The organism is Kocuria cellulosilytica, assembly GCF_040981245.1.
GTDB classification, from domain to species: domain Bacteria; phylum Actinomycetota; class Actinomycetes; order Actinomycetales; family Micrococcaceae; genus Kocuria; species Kocuria cellulosilytica.
Map to the genome: position 1 here is coordinate 464,367 of NZ_JAVFWZ010000003.1, position 15,283 is coordinate 479,649.

Here is a 15,283-nt window from a genome sequence, read left to right on the forward strand (position 1 = left end):
CGGGCGGACGCCCCGGCGGCGGACCGGCTCCCGCCGACCGTGACGGCCCCGCCGGCGAGCGCGGATCCGGAGGACGTCGTCGTTGATCTGCCGGTCACGCTGGTACCGCCCTCGCAGTCGCTCGACGAAGTGAGCGCGGGCCGGGAACCGGCGTTCGGCCGGACCCTCCGGCTCGCCCTGGCCATGCGCGGCGGCGTGAGCCTCGCCGTGTGGATCGGCGGCGCGGTGGCCGAGCTCGACGTGCTGCGCCGGATCCGCCTTCTCCGCGACGGCGCGGGCCGGCTGCACGCGGTGCTCCTGCACCCCGCGGAGGAGGCCGATCCCCGGCTGGCCGAGCGCGCGGCGGTGTACGCCCGGCTGCTCGCGGACGCCGGCTACGACCGGGTGGAGCTCGACCTCCTCGCCGGGGCCAGCGCCGGCGGGCTCAACGGCGTGGTGCACGCGGTGGCCCAGCGCGCCGGCACCGACCTGGACGCCCTCGGCCGGATCTGGGCGGAGCACGGCGCCCTGGACCGCCTGCTGCGCCCGCTCGGCCGGCGCCCCGTGGACTCGATGCTGCGCGGGGACGACTACCTGTGGCCGCGGCTGCTCGAGGCGCTCCGGTCCCTCCACGGCAGCGCGGAGCACCACCCGGACCTGGTCGCGGAGCACGTCACGGTGGAGCTCTCGGCCACGGTCCTGGACAGCGACCCCTCCCCCTACAGCGCGACGGCGGAGGGGCGCGGCGACTTCCACTTCGCGTCGCGGGAGCCCGGCGTCCCCGTCCCTCTCCTGGACAACGACATCCCGGCGCGGGACACCGCGCCCGGGGAGGCCGCCGCGGCCCTCTCCCGGCTGGCCTACGCGGCCCGGGCGACGGCATCCTTCCCCGGCGCCTTCGAACCGGCCTCGGTGTGGTCCGCCCCGACCCCGGGCCCCCGGGGGGCACCGGGCCCGGCCGACGGGCGCCCCGACCTGAGCCACGCGTTCGGCGCGCACCGGGAGCCCGCGGAGCTTCCCTACCACGTGGTCGACGGCGGCGTGTTCGACAACATCCCCATCGACCGGGCCCTGGAGGCCGCTCGCACCAGGACGTCCCTGCGGCACGCCGACCGGGGCCTGCTGTACCTCGACCCGGACCCGCCCCACCACGAGCCGCGCGTGCCCTTCGAGCGCGACCTCCCGCGCCTGGTGGGCACGCTCGCCGCGACGGCCGCCCGGCTGCCCCGGCGGGAGTCGGACGACGACGAGGTGCTGGCCCTGTCCGACTACCTGGACGCCCAGCTCGTGGCCCGGGGCCGCCTGCACCCGCTCGCGGCCCTGATCGACTCCTGGGACCGGGCCGCGCTCGAGGAGCGCCGCCGGGGCTATCTCCGCTACCGGGCCCGGGCCGACGCCGACCTGCTGTCCCGCCTCCTGACCCGCCCCGCGGAGTGGCAGCTCACCTCGACCACGGCCCGGCGCGACGCCCTGCGGGCCCGGCCGCCCCGCGCGCTCGAGCCCTTGCGGACGGAGCTGCTCCGGCGCTACGACGCGCTCTCCCGGGGCCCGCTCGAGGAGCCCTCCGCCGCGGCGGTGCTGCGGGGAGCGCAGGCGCTGTTCGACGCCGCGTCCTGCGTGCTGTCCTGGGTGCGCGTCCTGGAGGAACTGGGCCTCGCCGGCCTGCCGGGCCCGGCCGGGGACTTCGACGCGGCCGGGGCCCGGGAGCGCGCCTACCGGGTGCTGACGGCCGCCCGCCACCAGCGCGACCGGCGGTTCCACGCCGTGCTCGCCGCCCTCGCGGACCCCGCCGCCGCACCGGCGGCGGCCGTCGGCCCCTGGCTGGGCGCGGCCGCCGCCGGCTCGGCGGCGGGCTCCTGGGCGGAGCTCGACGCGGTCGTGGACGGGCTGCGGCGCCTGCACCCCGCGGTGGCGCAGCAGCTGGACGCCGACGGCCCGGAACGGGCGGGGCGGCGGGAGGTCTGGGCGGCGTCACCCTGGTCGAGGATCCCCGCCGGGGACGCGGCGCTGGGCGCCGTGGATTTGCCCCCGCTCCTGGCCGCGGCCGGGATCCCCGCCGCAGTGTCCCCCGTGGCCTACGGCGAGATCCGCGGGGACCAGGCCCCCGCGGAGCCCGCCGCGCACGCCGCCCTCCGGGACTCGCTCGTGCGCGACCGCCTCCAGCAGGCCCTCGACGCGCGGGGCGCGGGGCCGCGGGAGCTCGCGCGACTGCTCACGGCCGACGACGACCGGATACCGGCCGGCGCCAAGCTGGCCGGTGCCGGGCTGCTGAACTTCCGGGGGTTCCTGGCCGGGGACTGGCGGGCCAACGACTGGTGGTGGGGCCGCCTCGACGCGGCGGCCGGCGTCGCCGAATTCCTGCGCGGCCTGCCGGCGCCCGGCGCCGCCCCGGCGACCGGTGCGGCGGCCGGCGCGGCCGGCGGACCTCGCGGCACGAGCTCGACGACGGACGCCCCCGCCGTCGCCCGCCTGCAGACCAGCCTGCTGCGGGACCTCGGCGACGGCTCCGCCGCACGGGGCCGGGCGGCGGTCGGCGCGGGCGCCGACGGGCTGGACCGGCTGGCCCCGGGCCACCGCCTCTCACTGGCCTCTCGCGGGGTGCGCGTGCTCGGCCGCGCCCTGGCCGGCACCCCGGACCTGCCCCGGCCCGCCTGGGAGGTGGTGCTGCTGGTGCTGCAGCCCCTGCTCGTGCTCCTGCCCGCGGTGGTCGTCCCGGTGCGCACCGCGCTGGTCGCCGTGGTGCTGGCCGCCGGGCTGTGGCCGGCCACGGGCCCGGTCGCCGGCGCCGGTCCGGCCTGGTCCTGGCCGGGCACCGTGCTGCTCGCCGCAGCGTCCGCCGCGCTGGTGCTGTCCCTCGTCCGGACAAGACGGCGCGCGCTGCGGCGGTGGGCGGCCGTCCGGGACGCCACCGGGGTCCGGCCGCCCCCGCGCACCGGGCCCGCGGGGACCGCGGTCCCGGCCGTCACGGCGGACGACGTGGCCACGGCCCGCCGCCGCGCGCTGCGGCGGGCCGCCCTGCTGGGGGCGGCCGCGCTGTCCCTGCTGCTCCCGCTCTGGGCGGCCGTGCCGTCCCGGCGCGCCGCCGCGGCCCTGCTCCTGGTGCTCGCCGCGCTCGGCCTGGAGCGCCTGGCCGCCGTCCTGGCGGTGCGGGTGCCGGGCCGCGGGGGCGTGGACGAGGTCGGGCGCGCGGCCCTCGTGGTGCTCTCGGCGGTGGCCGTGTGGGCCGGCGCCGCCATGACGGGACTCGTGGACCGGGTGCCGGCCGGGGCCGGACCGCGGGCCGGCCTGCTCGCCCTGGCCCTGTTCGTGGCGGGCGCGCTGCTGCTCGCGGGATGGGTGCGGCCCGTTCCGGCCCTGGCCGTCGCGGCGGCCGCAGCGGCCCTCGGGGGCGCCGCGGCCTGGCTGCTGTGGACCTGGGCGGGCGGGCCCGGGACGCTCCGGGCCGATCTCCCGGCCGTGGCCGGGGCGGTGCTCGGCTGGGCGGCCGTGCTGTGGTGGGCGCCCGGTGAGGCCGTGCTGCGGCGGTTCGGCCCCGGTGAGGAGCTGCTGCCGAGCCGGTGAGCCGACCAGTGGTGCGGGCCGGGGGAAGCGCTCACCGGAAACGGCGTGCGCCGGACCAGGGGCACACCAGGACCGGCGTGCGCCGGACCAGGGGGGACCTGGACAGAGATGCCCCGGGAACGGGGTGCGCCGGTGGTCGAGGACGTCAGAAGAGGCCGGTGACGCGCCCGTCGTCGTCGATCCCGATCCGCTCGGCCGCCGGGGAGGTGCCCAGGCCGGGCATGGTGCGCATCGTGCCGCAGATCGCGTAGAGGTACCCGGCGCCCACGGCGGCGCGCAGCTCCCGGACCGGCAGGGACCAGCCGGTGGGGGCCCCCTTGAGGGCCGGGTCCGCGGTGGTGGACAGGTGGGTCTTGGCCACGACGACCGGCAGCCCGCCGAAGCCCAGCTCCTCGTAGCGCTCCAGCTGGCGCTCCGCGGCCGGGGAGATCTCGAGGCCGTCGGCGCCGTAGACACGGGTGGCGACCGCGGTGAGCTTGTCCTCGAGCGACTCGGTGAGCCCGTAGGTCGGGGTGTAGCCGGCCGGGTGCTCGCACGCGGCGGCCACGGCGTCGGCGAGCTCGGCCGCCCCCGCCCCGCCGTCGGCGACCGACGTGCACACGGCCACCTCGGCCCCGGCCGCCCGGGCGATCCGGCGGATCGCCTCGTGCTCCGAGGGGTGGTCCCCGGGGAACGCGTTGATCGCCACCACCGGGGAGACCCCGAAGGACCGGGCGATGGCCAGGTGGTGGAGCAGGTTGACGGCCCCCGCCTCGACGTCCCCGGGGTTCTCCTGGAGCATCTCGGCGGGCAGCGCCCGGCCCGGCCGCACGGAGTAGCGGCCCGAGTGGGCCTTCAGCGCCCGCACCGTGGTGACGAGCACGGCCGCGTCCGGGGTCAGGCCGGAGACCCTGGCCTTGACGTTGACCAGGCGCTCCAGGCCCATGTCCGCGCCGAACCCGGCCTCGGTGATGACGTAGTCGGCGTGCGCCATGGCCACGTAGTCGGCGACCACGGAGGAGTTGCCGGTCGCGATGTTGCCGAACGGCCCGGCGTGGACCAGGGCCGGGGTCGCCTCAAGGGTCTGCAGCAGGTTCGGCTGGAAGGCGTCCTGCAGCATCACCGCCATGGAGCCGGCGGCCCTGAGGTCCTCGGCGGAGACGGGCTCGCCGTCGTGCGTGTAGCCCACCACGATCCGTCCCAGGCGGCGGCGGAGGTCGGCGAAGGACGTGGCGAGCGAGAGGATCACCATCACCTCGGACGCGGCCGTGATGTCGAAGCCCGTCTGCCGGGGCACGCCGTCCTGGTGGTCGCCGAGGCCCACCACCACGGTGCGCAGGGCCCGGTCGTTGACGTCGAGGACCCGCCGCCACGTGATCGAGCGGACGTCCAGGCCCAGTGCGTTGCCGTGGTGCAGGTGGTTGTCGATCATCGCCGCCAGCAGGTTGTGCGCGGCGGTCACGGCGTGGAAGTCCCCGGTCAGGTGCAGGTTGAGCTTGTCCATCGGCAGCAGCTGGGCGTAGCCCGCCCCCGCGGCGCCGCCCTTGATGCCGAACGTGGGGCCCATGGAGGGCTGGCGCAGGGTCAGGGCGGCGGAGCGCCCGGTGGCCGCCATCCCCTGGGCCAGGCCCACCGCGGTGGCCGTCTTGCCCTCGCCCAGCGGCGTGGGCGTCAGGGCCGTGACCACCACGTACCGCACGCCGCGGGCGTGCTTGCGGCCGGTGGCCTCCTCGGGGGTGGTCACCTCGTCCGGTCGCGGGTCGACCTTCGCGACGAACCGTCCGTAGGGCTCCAGGCGGTCGGGGGCGATGCCGGCCGCGGCCGCGATCTCGGTCACGGGGCGGGGCCGGGCGGCCTGGGCGATCTCCAGGTCCGAGGGCAGCGGGGCGGTGCCGTGCGTCATGGGCCCAGTCTGGTGGATCGGGGCCCGCTCCGGCGAGTGCCCCGCCGTCGTCCTGCCGTCCTCGTGCCGGTTCCGGAACGCCGCAGCGCGCAACGGGCACGATCCCCGGTGCCCCGGAACCGGCGCGGGCCCGCGGCACCGTCCCGATACAGTGCCCGATACAGTGGAGGACGATGAAACTCCTCGAAGCCCTCTCCCCCGAGCTCGGTGCCCCGGGCCACCCGTACTACCGCGGCGACTTCGCCACCAACGCCCTGTCCGGGGACGAGGTCTACGAGGGGTTCCTCGGCTGGATCGCCTCCCGGGACATGGAGCTCTACCCCGCCCAGGACGAGGCCGTGCTCGAGTTCGCGAGCGGGTCCAACGTGATCCTCGCGACCCCGACCGGGTCCGGGAAGTCCACCGTGGCGGTCGCGGCGCACTTCGCGGGCCTCGCCGCCGGGCAGCGCTCCTACTACACCGCCCCGATCAAGGCGCTCGTGTCCGAGAAGTTCTTCTCCCTCGTGGAGATCTTCGGCGCGGAGAACGTCGGCATGGTCACCGGTGACTCCGCGGTCAACGCCGCCGCCCCGATCATCTGCTGCACCGCCGAGATCCTCGCCAACGTCGCCCTGCGCGAGGGCCGGGACGCGGACGTGGGGCCCGTGGTGATGGACGAGTTCCACTTCTACTCCGATCCCCAGCGCGGCTGGGCGTGGCAGGTGCCGCTGCTGGAGCTGCCCCAGGCGCAGTTCCTGCTCATGAGCGCCACGCTCGGGGACGTCTCCCGCTTCGAGGAGGGGATCACGGAGCTCACCGGGCGCCCGACCACCACGGTCTCCTCCGCGGAGCGGCCCATCCCCCTGCACCACTACTGGTCCGAGGACCCCATCCACGAGGCCCTCGAGGAGCTGCTGAGCACCAACCAGGCCCCCGTCTACGTGGTGCACTTCTCCCAGCTGCAGGCCATGGACCAGGCGCAGAACCTGATGTCCGTGAACGTGCTGACCAAGGAGGAGAAGGAGCGCATCGGCGAGCTGATCGCCGGGTTCCGCTTCTCCGCCGGCTTCGGCAAGACCCTCAACCGCCTGGTCCGCCACGGCATCGGCGTCCACCACGCCGGGATGCTGCCCAAGTACCGCCGGCTCGTGGAGCAGCTCGCCCAGACCGGGCTGCTCAAGGTCATCTGCGGCACCGACACCCTGGGGGTGGGCATCAACGTGCCCATCCGCACCGTGGTGATCACGGCGCTGTCCAAGTTCGACGGCGAGCGCACCCGCCGGCTCAACGCCCGCGAGTTCCACCAGATCGCCGGGCGGGCGGGACGGGCCGGCTACGACACCGCGGGCACCGTGGTGGTCCAGGCCCCCGAGCACGTCATCGAGAACAACAAGGCCATGAAGAAGGCCCACGCCAAGTTCGGCGACGACCAGAAGAAGCTGCGGCAGGTGGTGCGGAAGAAGCCGCCGCAGGGCTTCGTGTCCTGGGGGAAGCCCACCTTCGAGACCCTGGTGGCCTCCGAGCCGGAGCCGCTGACCTCCTCCTTCACGGTGACCCACTCGATGCTGCTCAACCTCCTGCAGCGCCCCGGGGACCCGGTGATGGCGGCGTGGCACCTGCTGACCCACAACCACGAGACGCGGCAGCGCCAGCGCGTCCTGCTCCGGCAGGCCATCGGCATCCTCAAGGAGCTGCGTGCCGCCGGCGTGGTGGAGAAGCTCGACACCCCGGACGAGGAGGGCCGCACCTGGCGGCTCACCGTGGAGCTGCAGGAGAACTTCGCCCTCAACCAGCCGCTGTCCCCGTTCGCCCTCGCCGCCCTCACCCTCCTGGACCGCGAGGACCCGGGCTACGCCCTGGACGTCGTCTCCGTCATCGAGGCCACCCTGGAGAAGCCCCGCCAGGTGCTCAACATGCAGGAGAAGAAGGCCCGCGGGGAGGCCGTGGCGTCGATGAAGGCGGAGGGCCTCGACTACGACGAGCGGATGAAGGAGCTCGAGGACGTCAGCTACGCCAAGCCCCTCGAGGAGCTGCTGACCCAGGCGTTCGAGACCTACCGCACCGGCGCCCCGTGGGTGGCGCAGTTCGAGCTGACACCGAAGTCCGTGGTGCGGGACATGTACGAGCGCGCCATGACGTTCGGCGACTACGTGCAGTTCTACGGGCTGGCCCGCTCCGAGGGCATCCTGCTGCGCTACCTCTCCGACGCCTACAAGGCGCTGCGGCAGACCGTGCCGCTGGACCTGCTCCGGGAGGACCTCGAGGACCTCGTCGAGTGGCTGGGCGAGCTCATCCGGCAGACCGACAACTCGCTGCTCGACGAGTGGGAGAAGCTGGCCGCCGGCGAGGAGTCCCCCATGGGCACCTCCGCGGACTCCCTCGAGGAGCTCATCGACGAGCAGCCGCCCGCGATCACGTCCAACCTCCGGGCGTTCCGGGTGATGGTCCGCAACGCCCTGTTCCAGCGCGTGGAGCTGTTCGCGGACGAGAAGGACAAGGTCCTGGGCGCCCTCGACGGGGAGCACGGCTGGGACCGGGACCGGTGGGCGGACGCCATGGACGCCTACTTCGCCGAGCACGAGGACATCTACACGGATCCCCAGTCGAGGGGGCCGGGACTGATCCGGATCGACGAGCAGCCCGAGGGCCTGCCCGGGTACTGGACCGTGGTGCAGGTCTTCGACGACCCGGACGGCCACCACGACTGGGGCATCAACGCCCGCATCGACCTGCGGGTCTCGGACGAGGACGGCTTCCCGGCCGTGGTCGTGGACAACGTGGGACCCATCACCGAGACGGGGCGCTGAGCCGGACCGCTCCGCGCCGCGGCGCCTCCCCGCCCCGCCCCGGGACGACGACGGAGCCCCCGGTGCGCACCTGCTCGGTGCGCGCCGGGGGCTCCTGCTTCCGGTGCACGGGGCGCCGGGGCTCAGACGGCGGAGCTGCCGCCGCCGCGGGGATGGTCCGGGGTCGTGGTCCCGGTCGCGTCCTGCGTCTCGGCCCGGGCGCCGGAGAGCGCCTCGGCCTCCGGGTCCGGCACGGCGTCCGGCTCGGGGCCCACGCCGGTGCTCTCGAACTCGTCGTGCTTGCCGCGGGCACGGTCCAGCAGCTCGTGGAAGTGCTTCTCGGACTCGAGCAGCTCCTCGCGGTGCTTGTCGGAGATCTTCGGCATCTGCTGCTGGTACCTGGCGGCCTTGTCGGCCAGCTTCCGGCGCTCCTCGGCCGGGGCGTCCTGCGGCAGGGTCACGTACTTCTCGGCCACGGTCTGCAGGCCGTTGAGCACCCGCAGAGCCCGGCCCTTGGGGCTGAACAGGGAGGCCAGGACAGTGATCGCCAGGACGCCCACGATGACGGTCAGCGACAGGCCGATGCCGACCTCCACGACCTCCACGTGCTCGCCGTTGTTGATGAAGCCCAGGTTGTTCTCGTGCAGCGCGTGCAGGATCAGCTTGATCCCGATGAAGCCCAGGATGATGGCCAGGCCCCAGGAGAGGTAGATGAGCCGGTCCAGCAGCCCATCGATGAGGAAGTACAGCTGGCGCAGGCCCATCAGCGAGAACGCCACGGCGGTGAACACCAGATAGGTCTGCTGGGTGAGGCCGAAGATCGCGGGGATCGAGTCCAGGGCGAAGAGGACGTCCGTGCCGCCGATGGCCACCATGACCAGCAGCATCGGCGTCATGACCTTCTTGCCGTTCTCGATCGTGAACAGCTTGTCGCCGTCGTACTCGTCCGAGGTGTGCATGAAGCGCTTGGCCGTGCGGATGATGAAGTTGTCGGCCTCGTCGTGCGCGGAGTCCGAGAGCTCGCCCTTGATCAGGGAGCCGGCCGTCAGCAGCAGGATCAGGCCGAACAGGTAGAAAACCCACGCGAACTGGTTGATCAGCCCCGCGCCCACGAAGATCAGGGCGGTCCGGGCGATCAGGGCGAAGGTGATGCCGAACAGCAGCACCTTCTGCTGGTCCGCGCGCGGAACCTTGAAGGACGCCATGATGATGAGGAACACGAAGAGGTTGTCGACCGACAGGGCCTTCTCGGTGATGTACCCCGCGTAGTATTCGCCGGCATACCGGCCTCCCCACTGGACGAGCACATACAGGCCGAACACGAGGGCAATGCCCACGTAGATCGCCGACCAGATCGCGGCTTCCTTCAGCTGGGGCTCGTGCGCCTTGCGCACGTGGAACACGTAGTCGAACAGGAGCAGGCCGACGATGGCCGCGACCGTGACGATCCAGACGGTGAGTGAGACTTCCATGGTTCTGCTTTCGGGGTCGAGTACGGGGCAGCCGTAAGTCTCTCCGCCGGCCGTGCGGGACCGTTCCGGTCCGTCGTGCTGGGCTCGGCCGCTGCGTCCGGCCGGGCTGAGGCACCCGACGTGCTGACGTCCACAGCGCTGAGGGATACTCCCCTAGGCTGGGGACAGTCTATACGGGCCCCGCGCGCCGTCCGCGCAGGCCCGGGGCGGGCCGCCCCGGCGGGCTCAGGCGTGCCCGGCCTGCTGCATCTGCCGCAGCTCCTTCTTCAGGTCCGAGAGCTCGTCCCGGATCCGCGCGGCGAGCTCGAACTGCAGCTCCTGGGCCGCGGCCTGCATCTGCTCCGTCATCTGCGCGATGAGGTCCACGAGGTCCTCCGCCGGGGCGGCCGTGAACCCGTCCTGGCGCAGCTTGTCCTCCGCGGCCGCGGCGGCGTCCCGTCCGCCCTTCCCCCCGGTCGGGGCGGTCTTCTTGCCGGCGGCGGCCCGCCGGGCGAGCAGCTCCCGGGTGTCCTCCTCCTCGCGCTGGAGCTGGTCGGTGATGTCGGCGATCTTCTTCCGCAGCGGCTGCGGGTCGATCCCGTGCTCCGTGTTGTAGGCGACCTGGATCTCCCGGCGCCGGTTCGTCTCCTCGATCGCCGTGGCCATCGAGTCGGTGATCCGGTCGGCGTACATGTGCACCTGCCCGGAGACGTTGCGGGCGGCGCGGCCGATCGTCTGGATCAGGGACGTCGTCGAGCGCAGGAAGCCCTCCTTGTCCGCGTCGAGGATCGCCACGAGGGACACCTCGGGCAGGTCCAGCCCCTCCCGGAGCAGGTTGATGCCGACGAGGACGTCGAACGAGCCCATCCGCAGCTCGCGCAGCAGCTCCACGCGGCGCAGCGTGTCGACGTCGGAGTGCAGGTACTGGACCCGGACCCCGTGCTCCATGAGGTATTCGGTGAGGTCCTCGGCCATCCGCTTGGTGAGGGTGGTGACGAGCACGCGCTCGTCCCGCTCGACCCGCAGGTTGATCTCGTCGAGGAGGTCGTCGATCTGCCCCTTGGTGGGCTTGACGATCACCTCGGGGTCCACCAGACCCGTGGGCCGGATGATCTGCTCCACGTAGCCGTCCGCCCGGGACAGCTCGTACTTGCCCGGGGTCGCGGAGAGGTAGACGGTCTGGCCGATCCGCTCCAGGAACTCGTCCCACTTCAGCGGGCGGTTGTCCATCGCGGAGGGCAGCCGGAAGCCGTGCTCCACCAGGGTGCGCTTGCGGGACATGTCGCCCTCGTACATGCCGCCGATCTGCGGGATGGTCACGTGGGACTCGTCGACCACCAGCAGGAAGTCGTCGGGGAAGTAGTCGATGAGGCAGTGCGGTGCGGAGCCGCGGGGGCGGCCGTCGATGTGCAGCGAGTAGTTCTCGATGCCGTTGCAGTAGCCCATCTGCTCCATCATCTCGAGGTCGTACGTGGTGCGCATCCGCAGCCGCTGGGCCTCGACGAGCTTGTTCTGCGACTCCAGCTCCTCGAGCCGCGCGGCGAGCTCGTCCTCGACGGCCTTCACCGCCCGGGCCATCCGGTCCGCACCCGCCACGTAGTGGGAGGCGGGGAAGACGTACATCTCGGTCTCCTCCCGGATGATCTCCCCGGTGAGCGGGTGGAGGGTGTAGATGGACTCGATCTCGTCGCCGAAGAACTCCACGCGGATCGCGTGCTCCTCGTACATCGGGATGATCTCCACGGTGTCCCCGCGCACGCGGAACGTGCCGCGGTGGAAGTCGACGTCGTTGCGGGCGTACTGCATGTTCACGAACCGGCGCAGCAGCTCGTCGCGGTCCATCTCCTGGCCCCGGCGCAGGGTGACCATCTGCGCCACGTACTCCTCGGGGGTGCCCAGGCCGTAGATGCAGGAGACGGTGGCGACGACGACGACGTCGCGCCGGGTGAGCAGCGCGTTGGTCGCCGAGTGCCGCAGCCGCTCGACCTCCTCGTTGATGGAGGAGTCCTTCTCGATGAAGGTGTCCGTCTGCGGGACGTAGGCCTCGGGCTGGTAGTAGTCGTAGTAGGACACGAAGTACTCGACGGCGTTGTTCGGCAGCAGCTCGCGCAGCTCGTTCGCGAGCTGCGCGGCGAGCGTCTTGTTCTGCACCATGACGAGGGTCGGCCGCTGGACGCGCTCGATGAGCCACGCGGCGGTCGCGGACTTGCCGGTGCCGGTGGCGCCGAGCAGCACGACGTCCTTCTCCCCCGCCTCGATCCTCGTGGCGAGCTCCTCGATGGCCCGGGGCTGGTCGCCCGCGGGCACGTAGTCGGAGATGACCTCGAAGGGCGCGACGACACGGTTGATCTTCTGGGCGAGGCTCATGGCACCAGGCTACGCGCCGCCCCGGACACGGAACCCGGGTTCCTCCGGAGGCGATCGGCCGGTGCGCGGAACGCCGTAGGCTCGTCCCACGAGGCGCTCCGGGAGGCTCCGTGCCGCCGCCGGCGCCGGAACCGGTGGCAGGACGACAGGAGGACGGGGTGGCGGACGGACGACGGCGGACCGGCAGCCACGAGGACCGCTCCGTGGGCGGGCAGGACCTCACGGCCTGGCCCACTCGCCTCGGGCAGCTCCTGGTCCGGTGCGTCCGGTGGCTGGCCCGGCGACTCGGGCCCCACGCGGCGGTCCTCGTCCCGCTCGGGCTCGGCCTGGGCGTCGCGGTGACCATGACGGTCGCCACGGCGGAGGTCTACGAGTCCGTCATGGACCAGGACGACGCCGCGGCGCTGGACGAGCCGCTGCTCGAGGCGGCGATGGCCGTGCGCTCGCCCGCCCTGGACGCTCTCGTGACGGCCTACACGCACGTGGGCGGGCCGGTCGGCATGACGGTCCTGACGGTGGCCGTCATGGCGGCGCTGGCCCTGGCGCGGCGGTCCTGGACCCCGGTCGTGCTCATCACGGCGGCCGCTGCGGGCTCCCTGCTCATGACCGTCGCCGGGAAGCCGCTGATCGGCCGGTCCCGGCCGGACCTCGAGGACGCCGTCCCGCCCTACGAGTACTCGGCGTCCTTCCCCAGCGGCCACTCCCTGAACGCCTTCGTCATCGCGGGTGTCGTGGCCTACCTGCTGGTCCTGCGGCAGCGCGCCCGTCCGGTCCGGGTCCTGACGATCGCCGCCGCGGCGGCCTTCGCGATCACCATGGCGCTGAGCCGGGTGTACCTGGGCCACCACTGGTTCACCGACGTGCTGGTCGCGCAGACCCTCGGGGCGGCGTGGCTGGCGGTGGTCATCACGACGCACCGGCTGCACCTCACCGTCCGGCACCGGGGTGCCGGCGGCGCCCGCCCCTGACCGGCCGGCTCCCGTCCCGCCCACCGCACCGGGATCCCGGTGGAGGCCGTCGGCCCCCGGCGGACGGCGACCGCCGGGGCCGGGGACGGGCACCCGGGACGGACGGGAAATACGCCGCGGGCCCCGCCGGTTGCACAGGGCACACCGCCGCGCCCGGCGGGCCGCCACCGGAGCCCGCGGGCCACCGTCGAGAGGAACACCGTGTCCATCGTCATCACCGGCGCCACCGGCCAGTTGGGCCGCCACGTCATCAGCTCGCTCCTGCGCCTGGACGTGCAGCTGCCGGACCTCGTGGCCGCCGGCCGCAACGAGGACAAGCTCGGGGCCCTCCGGGAGCTGGGCCTGACCACGGTCCGGGTCGACTACACCGAACCCGCGACCCTGGACGAGGCCTTCGCCGGGGCCGGCACGGTGCTGCTGATCTCCAGCAGCGAGATGGGCCGGCGGGTGCCCCAGCACCGGAACGCGGTCGACGCCGCCGTCCGGGCCGGGGTCTCCCGCCTCGTCTACACCAGCGCCCTCGGCGCCGACCGCGGGAAGCTGCTGCTCGCGGACGAGCACCTGGCCACGGAGCAGGCCATCGCCGAGTCCGGGCTCCCGTACACGATCCTGCGCAACGGCTGGTACACCGAGAACTTCGAGCCGGCCCTGCGGCACGCGGAGCGCACCGGCGTGGTCCTGGCCAGTGCCGGGGACGGCCGGGTGGCCAGCGCCACGCGCGAGGACTACGCGGAGGCGATCGCCGCGGTCCTCGCCCAGGACGGCCACTCGGGGCAGACCTACGAGCTCTCCGGGGACGTGGCGTGGAGCTTCGACGAGCTCGCCGCGGCGCTCACCGAGGTGCTGGACCGGGAGGTGACCTACCGGCGCCTGACCCCCGAGCAGCACCTGGCCGAACTGGAGCGGACCGGTGTGGACGAGAGCACCGCGCGCTTCCTGGTGGCCCTGGACGCCAACATCGAGGACGGCGCCCTGGACCTCGTCACCGGGGACCTGTCCCGGCTGCTCGGCCGGCACACGACCCCGCTGGTCGACGCGCTGCACGAGATGCGCTGATCCCCGCTCCGCCGGCGCCCGGGGGCCGGGTCGTCAGTTGCGGGAGGTCCCGGCCCGCGGGCCGCCGCGGGAGTCGTCACGGTGGTACAGGTACTCGTTGCCGTGCTCGTCCCGCTCGATCACGAAGTGCTTCTGGCACTCCTCGTACCAGGCGTGGGCCCGTTCGCTCTCCTCGGCGCCGTGGGTCTCCGGCGGCACGCGATCAGCGGCCCCGTAGACCTTGAGGGCGATCTGGTTCAGCCGGTCCAGCAGGCGGTAGCCCGACGACGGTGAGTCCTCGTTGACGGTGTGCTGGTCTTCGGTCATGGCGTCCCCCCGTTGACCGCGATGCGGATGGGACCATTCTAGGCCTCCTGCCGCGCCCGGCGAAGGCCGGACAGGAACTCCGGACGCGCCCGTGACGCCTCCCGGGCGCCCCGTCACATCCGCTGGTACTTGGCCCGGACCACCATGAACGCCCCGTAGCAGATGAGCCCCAGGGCGACGGCCCCGAGGATCCACGCCCCGAAGGGCTGCTCCTGGAGGGACTTGAGGGCCCCGTCCAGACCCGTCGACTGCTCCGGGTCGTGCTGCACCGTGGCCACGACGAAGAGCACGCCGAGCACGCCCAGGGCCACGCCCTTCGCGACGTACCCGGCCGCGCCCAGCCCCACCACGGCCGAACCGGCCCGGTCGGGCGGCAGGCTCTTCAGGTTCTCCCGGAAGGACCGCGTCACACCGCGGTGGACGAAGAAGACACCGGCGACGACGAGACCCAGGCCCACGGCGATCAGCAGCACCGTGCCGGCCGGATGCGCCATCAGCCGGGTGCTCAGCGACTGCGTCGACCGGCTGCTGTCGCTCGAGCCCCCGAGGGCGTAGACCCCGAACACCGCGCCGATCGCGCCGTAGACGACCGCCTGGCCGCCCATCTTGGCCCGGTGCTTGAGCCGCTCCCGGTCCGAGCGCTGCGTCGCGCCGAAGAACACCTCGCTGAACAGGAACACGGCGAGCGCCGCGCAGCCCAGGAAGCACGCCCACAGCAGGACCGTGCCGCCGGGGCTGCCGGCGAGCGCGGCGACCGCGCCGGACTGGTCGGCGGAGCCCGAGCCGCCCGTGGCGACGCGCAGCGCGATGACGCCGATCATGACGTGCAGCAGTCCCGCAGCCACGTATCCGGCGCGCGCCGCGAGGCGGAACCCCCGGGAGTCCGTCGCGTCGTCCGCGGCGTCGGCCGCCCTCGTGGCCTGCCGGCCGACCTCGCCCATGGCTCCT

9 protein-coding genes are annotated in these 15,283 nt (G+C 73.7%); 4 read left to right on the forward strand and 5 right to left on the reverse strand.

Annotated elements, in window-relative coordinates; all coding sequences use genetic code 11:
• Nucleotides 1–39: 39 nt before the first annotated feature.
• Entirely contained in the window at nt 40–3,540 is a 3,501-nt protein-coding gene (locus RCG67_RS07270) for a DUF3376 domain-containing protein (RefSeq protein ID WP_368825489.1), read from the forward strand.
• A 145-nt stretch (nt 3,541–3,685) separates the two neighbouring features.
• On the opposite strand, the gene RCG67_RS07275 is transcribed toward RCG67_RS07270, so the two are convergent.
• Nucleotides 3,686–5,422 carry a formate--tetrahydrofolate ligase gene (locus tag RCG67_RS07275; protein WP_368825490.1) on the reverse strand — a complete coding sequence of 579 codons (1,737 nt, stop codon included), beginning with the start codon at nt 5,420–5,422 and terminating at the stop codon, nt 3,686–3,688.
• A gap of 173 nt (nt 5,423–5,595) precedes the next feature.
• Between RCG67_RS07275 and RCG67_RS07280 the strand changes: the two genes are divergently transcribed.
• The gene (locus RCG67_RS07280) at nt 5,596–8,208 is read left to right on the forward strand and encodes a DEAD/DEAH box helicase (protein ID WP_368825491.1); all 2,613 of its coding nucleotides are present in this window, start codon (nt 5,596–5,598) and stop codon (nt 8,206–8,208) included.
• A 122-nt stretch (nt 8,209–8,330) separates the two neighbouring features.
• On the opposite strand, the gene RCG67_RS07285 is transcribed toward RCG67_RS07280, so the two are convergent.
• Nucleotides 8,331–9,659: a TerC family protein gene (locus RCG67_RS07285; RefSeq protein WP_368825492.1), complete on the reverse strand. Its 1,329-nt coding sequence runs from the start codon at nt 9,657–9,659 to the stop codon at nt 8,331–8,333.
• A gap of 225 nt (nt 9,660–9,884) precedes the next feature.
• The gene (uvrB, locus tag RCG67_RS07290) at nt 9,885–12,005 is read right to left on the reverse strand and encodes an excinuclease ABC subunit UvrB (RefSeq protein ID WP_368825493.1); all 2,121 of its coding nucleotides are present in this window, start codon (nt 12,003–12,005) and stop codon (nt 9,885–9,887) included.
• Between the two features lie 158 nt (nt 12,006–12,163).
• On the opposite strand from uvrB, the gene RCG67_RS07295 reads away from it, so the two are divergent.
• Both RCG67_RS07295 and RCG67_RS07300 read left to right on the forward strand, forming a co-directional pair.
• Entirely contained in the window at nt 12,164–12,973 is an 810-nt protein-coding gene (locus tag RCG67_RS07295) for a phosphatase PAP2 family protein (protein WP_368825494.1), read from the forward strand.
• Between the two features lie 201 nt (nt 12,974–13,174).
• Entirely contained in the window at nt 13,175–14,029 is an 855-nt protein-coding gene (locus RCG67_RS07300; RefSeq protein ID WP_368825495.1) for an SDR family oxidoreductase, read from the forward strand.
• A gap of 33 nt (nt 14,030–14,062) precedes the next feature.
• Here RCG67_RS07300 and RCG67_RS07305 read toward each other — a convergent pair whose 3' ends face one another.
• Complete coding sequence (locus tag RCG67_RS07305; RefSeq protein ID WP_368825496.1) at nt 14,063–14,335, reverse strand: hypothetical protein; 273 nt, start codon at nt 14,333–14,335, stop codon at nt 14,063–14,065.
• A 113-nt stretch (nt 14,336–14,448) separates the two neighbouring features.
• The gene (locus tag RCG67_RS07310; RefSeq protein WP_368825497.1) at nt 14,449–15,276 is read right to left on the reverse strand and encodes a DUF1206 domain-containing protein; all 828 of its coding nucleotides are present in this window, start codon (nt 15,274–15,276) and stop codon (nt 14,449–14,451) included.
• Nucleotides 15,277–15,283 lie beyond the last annotated feature (7 nt).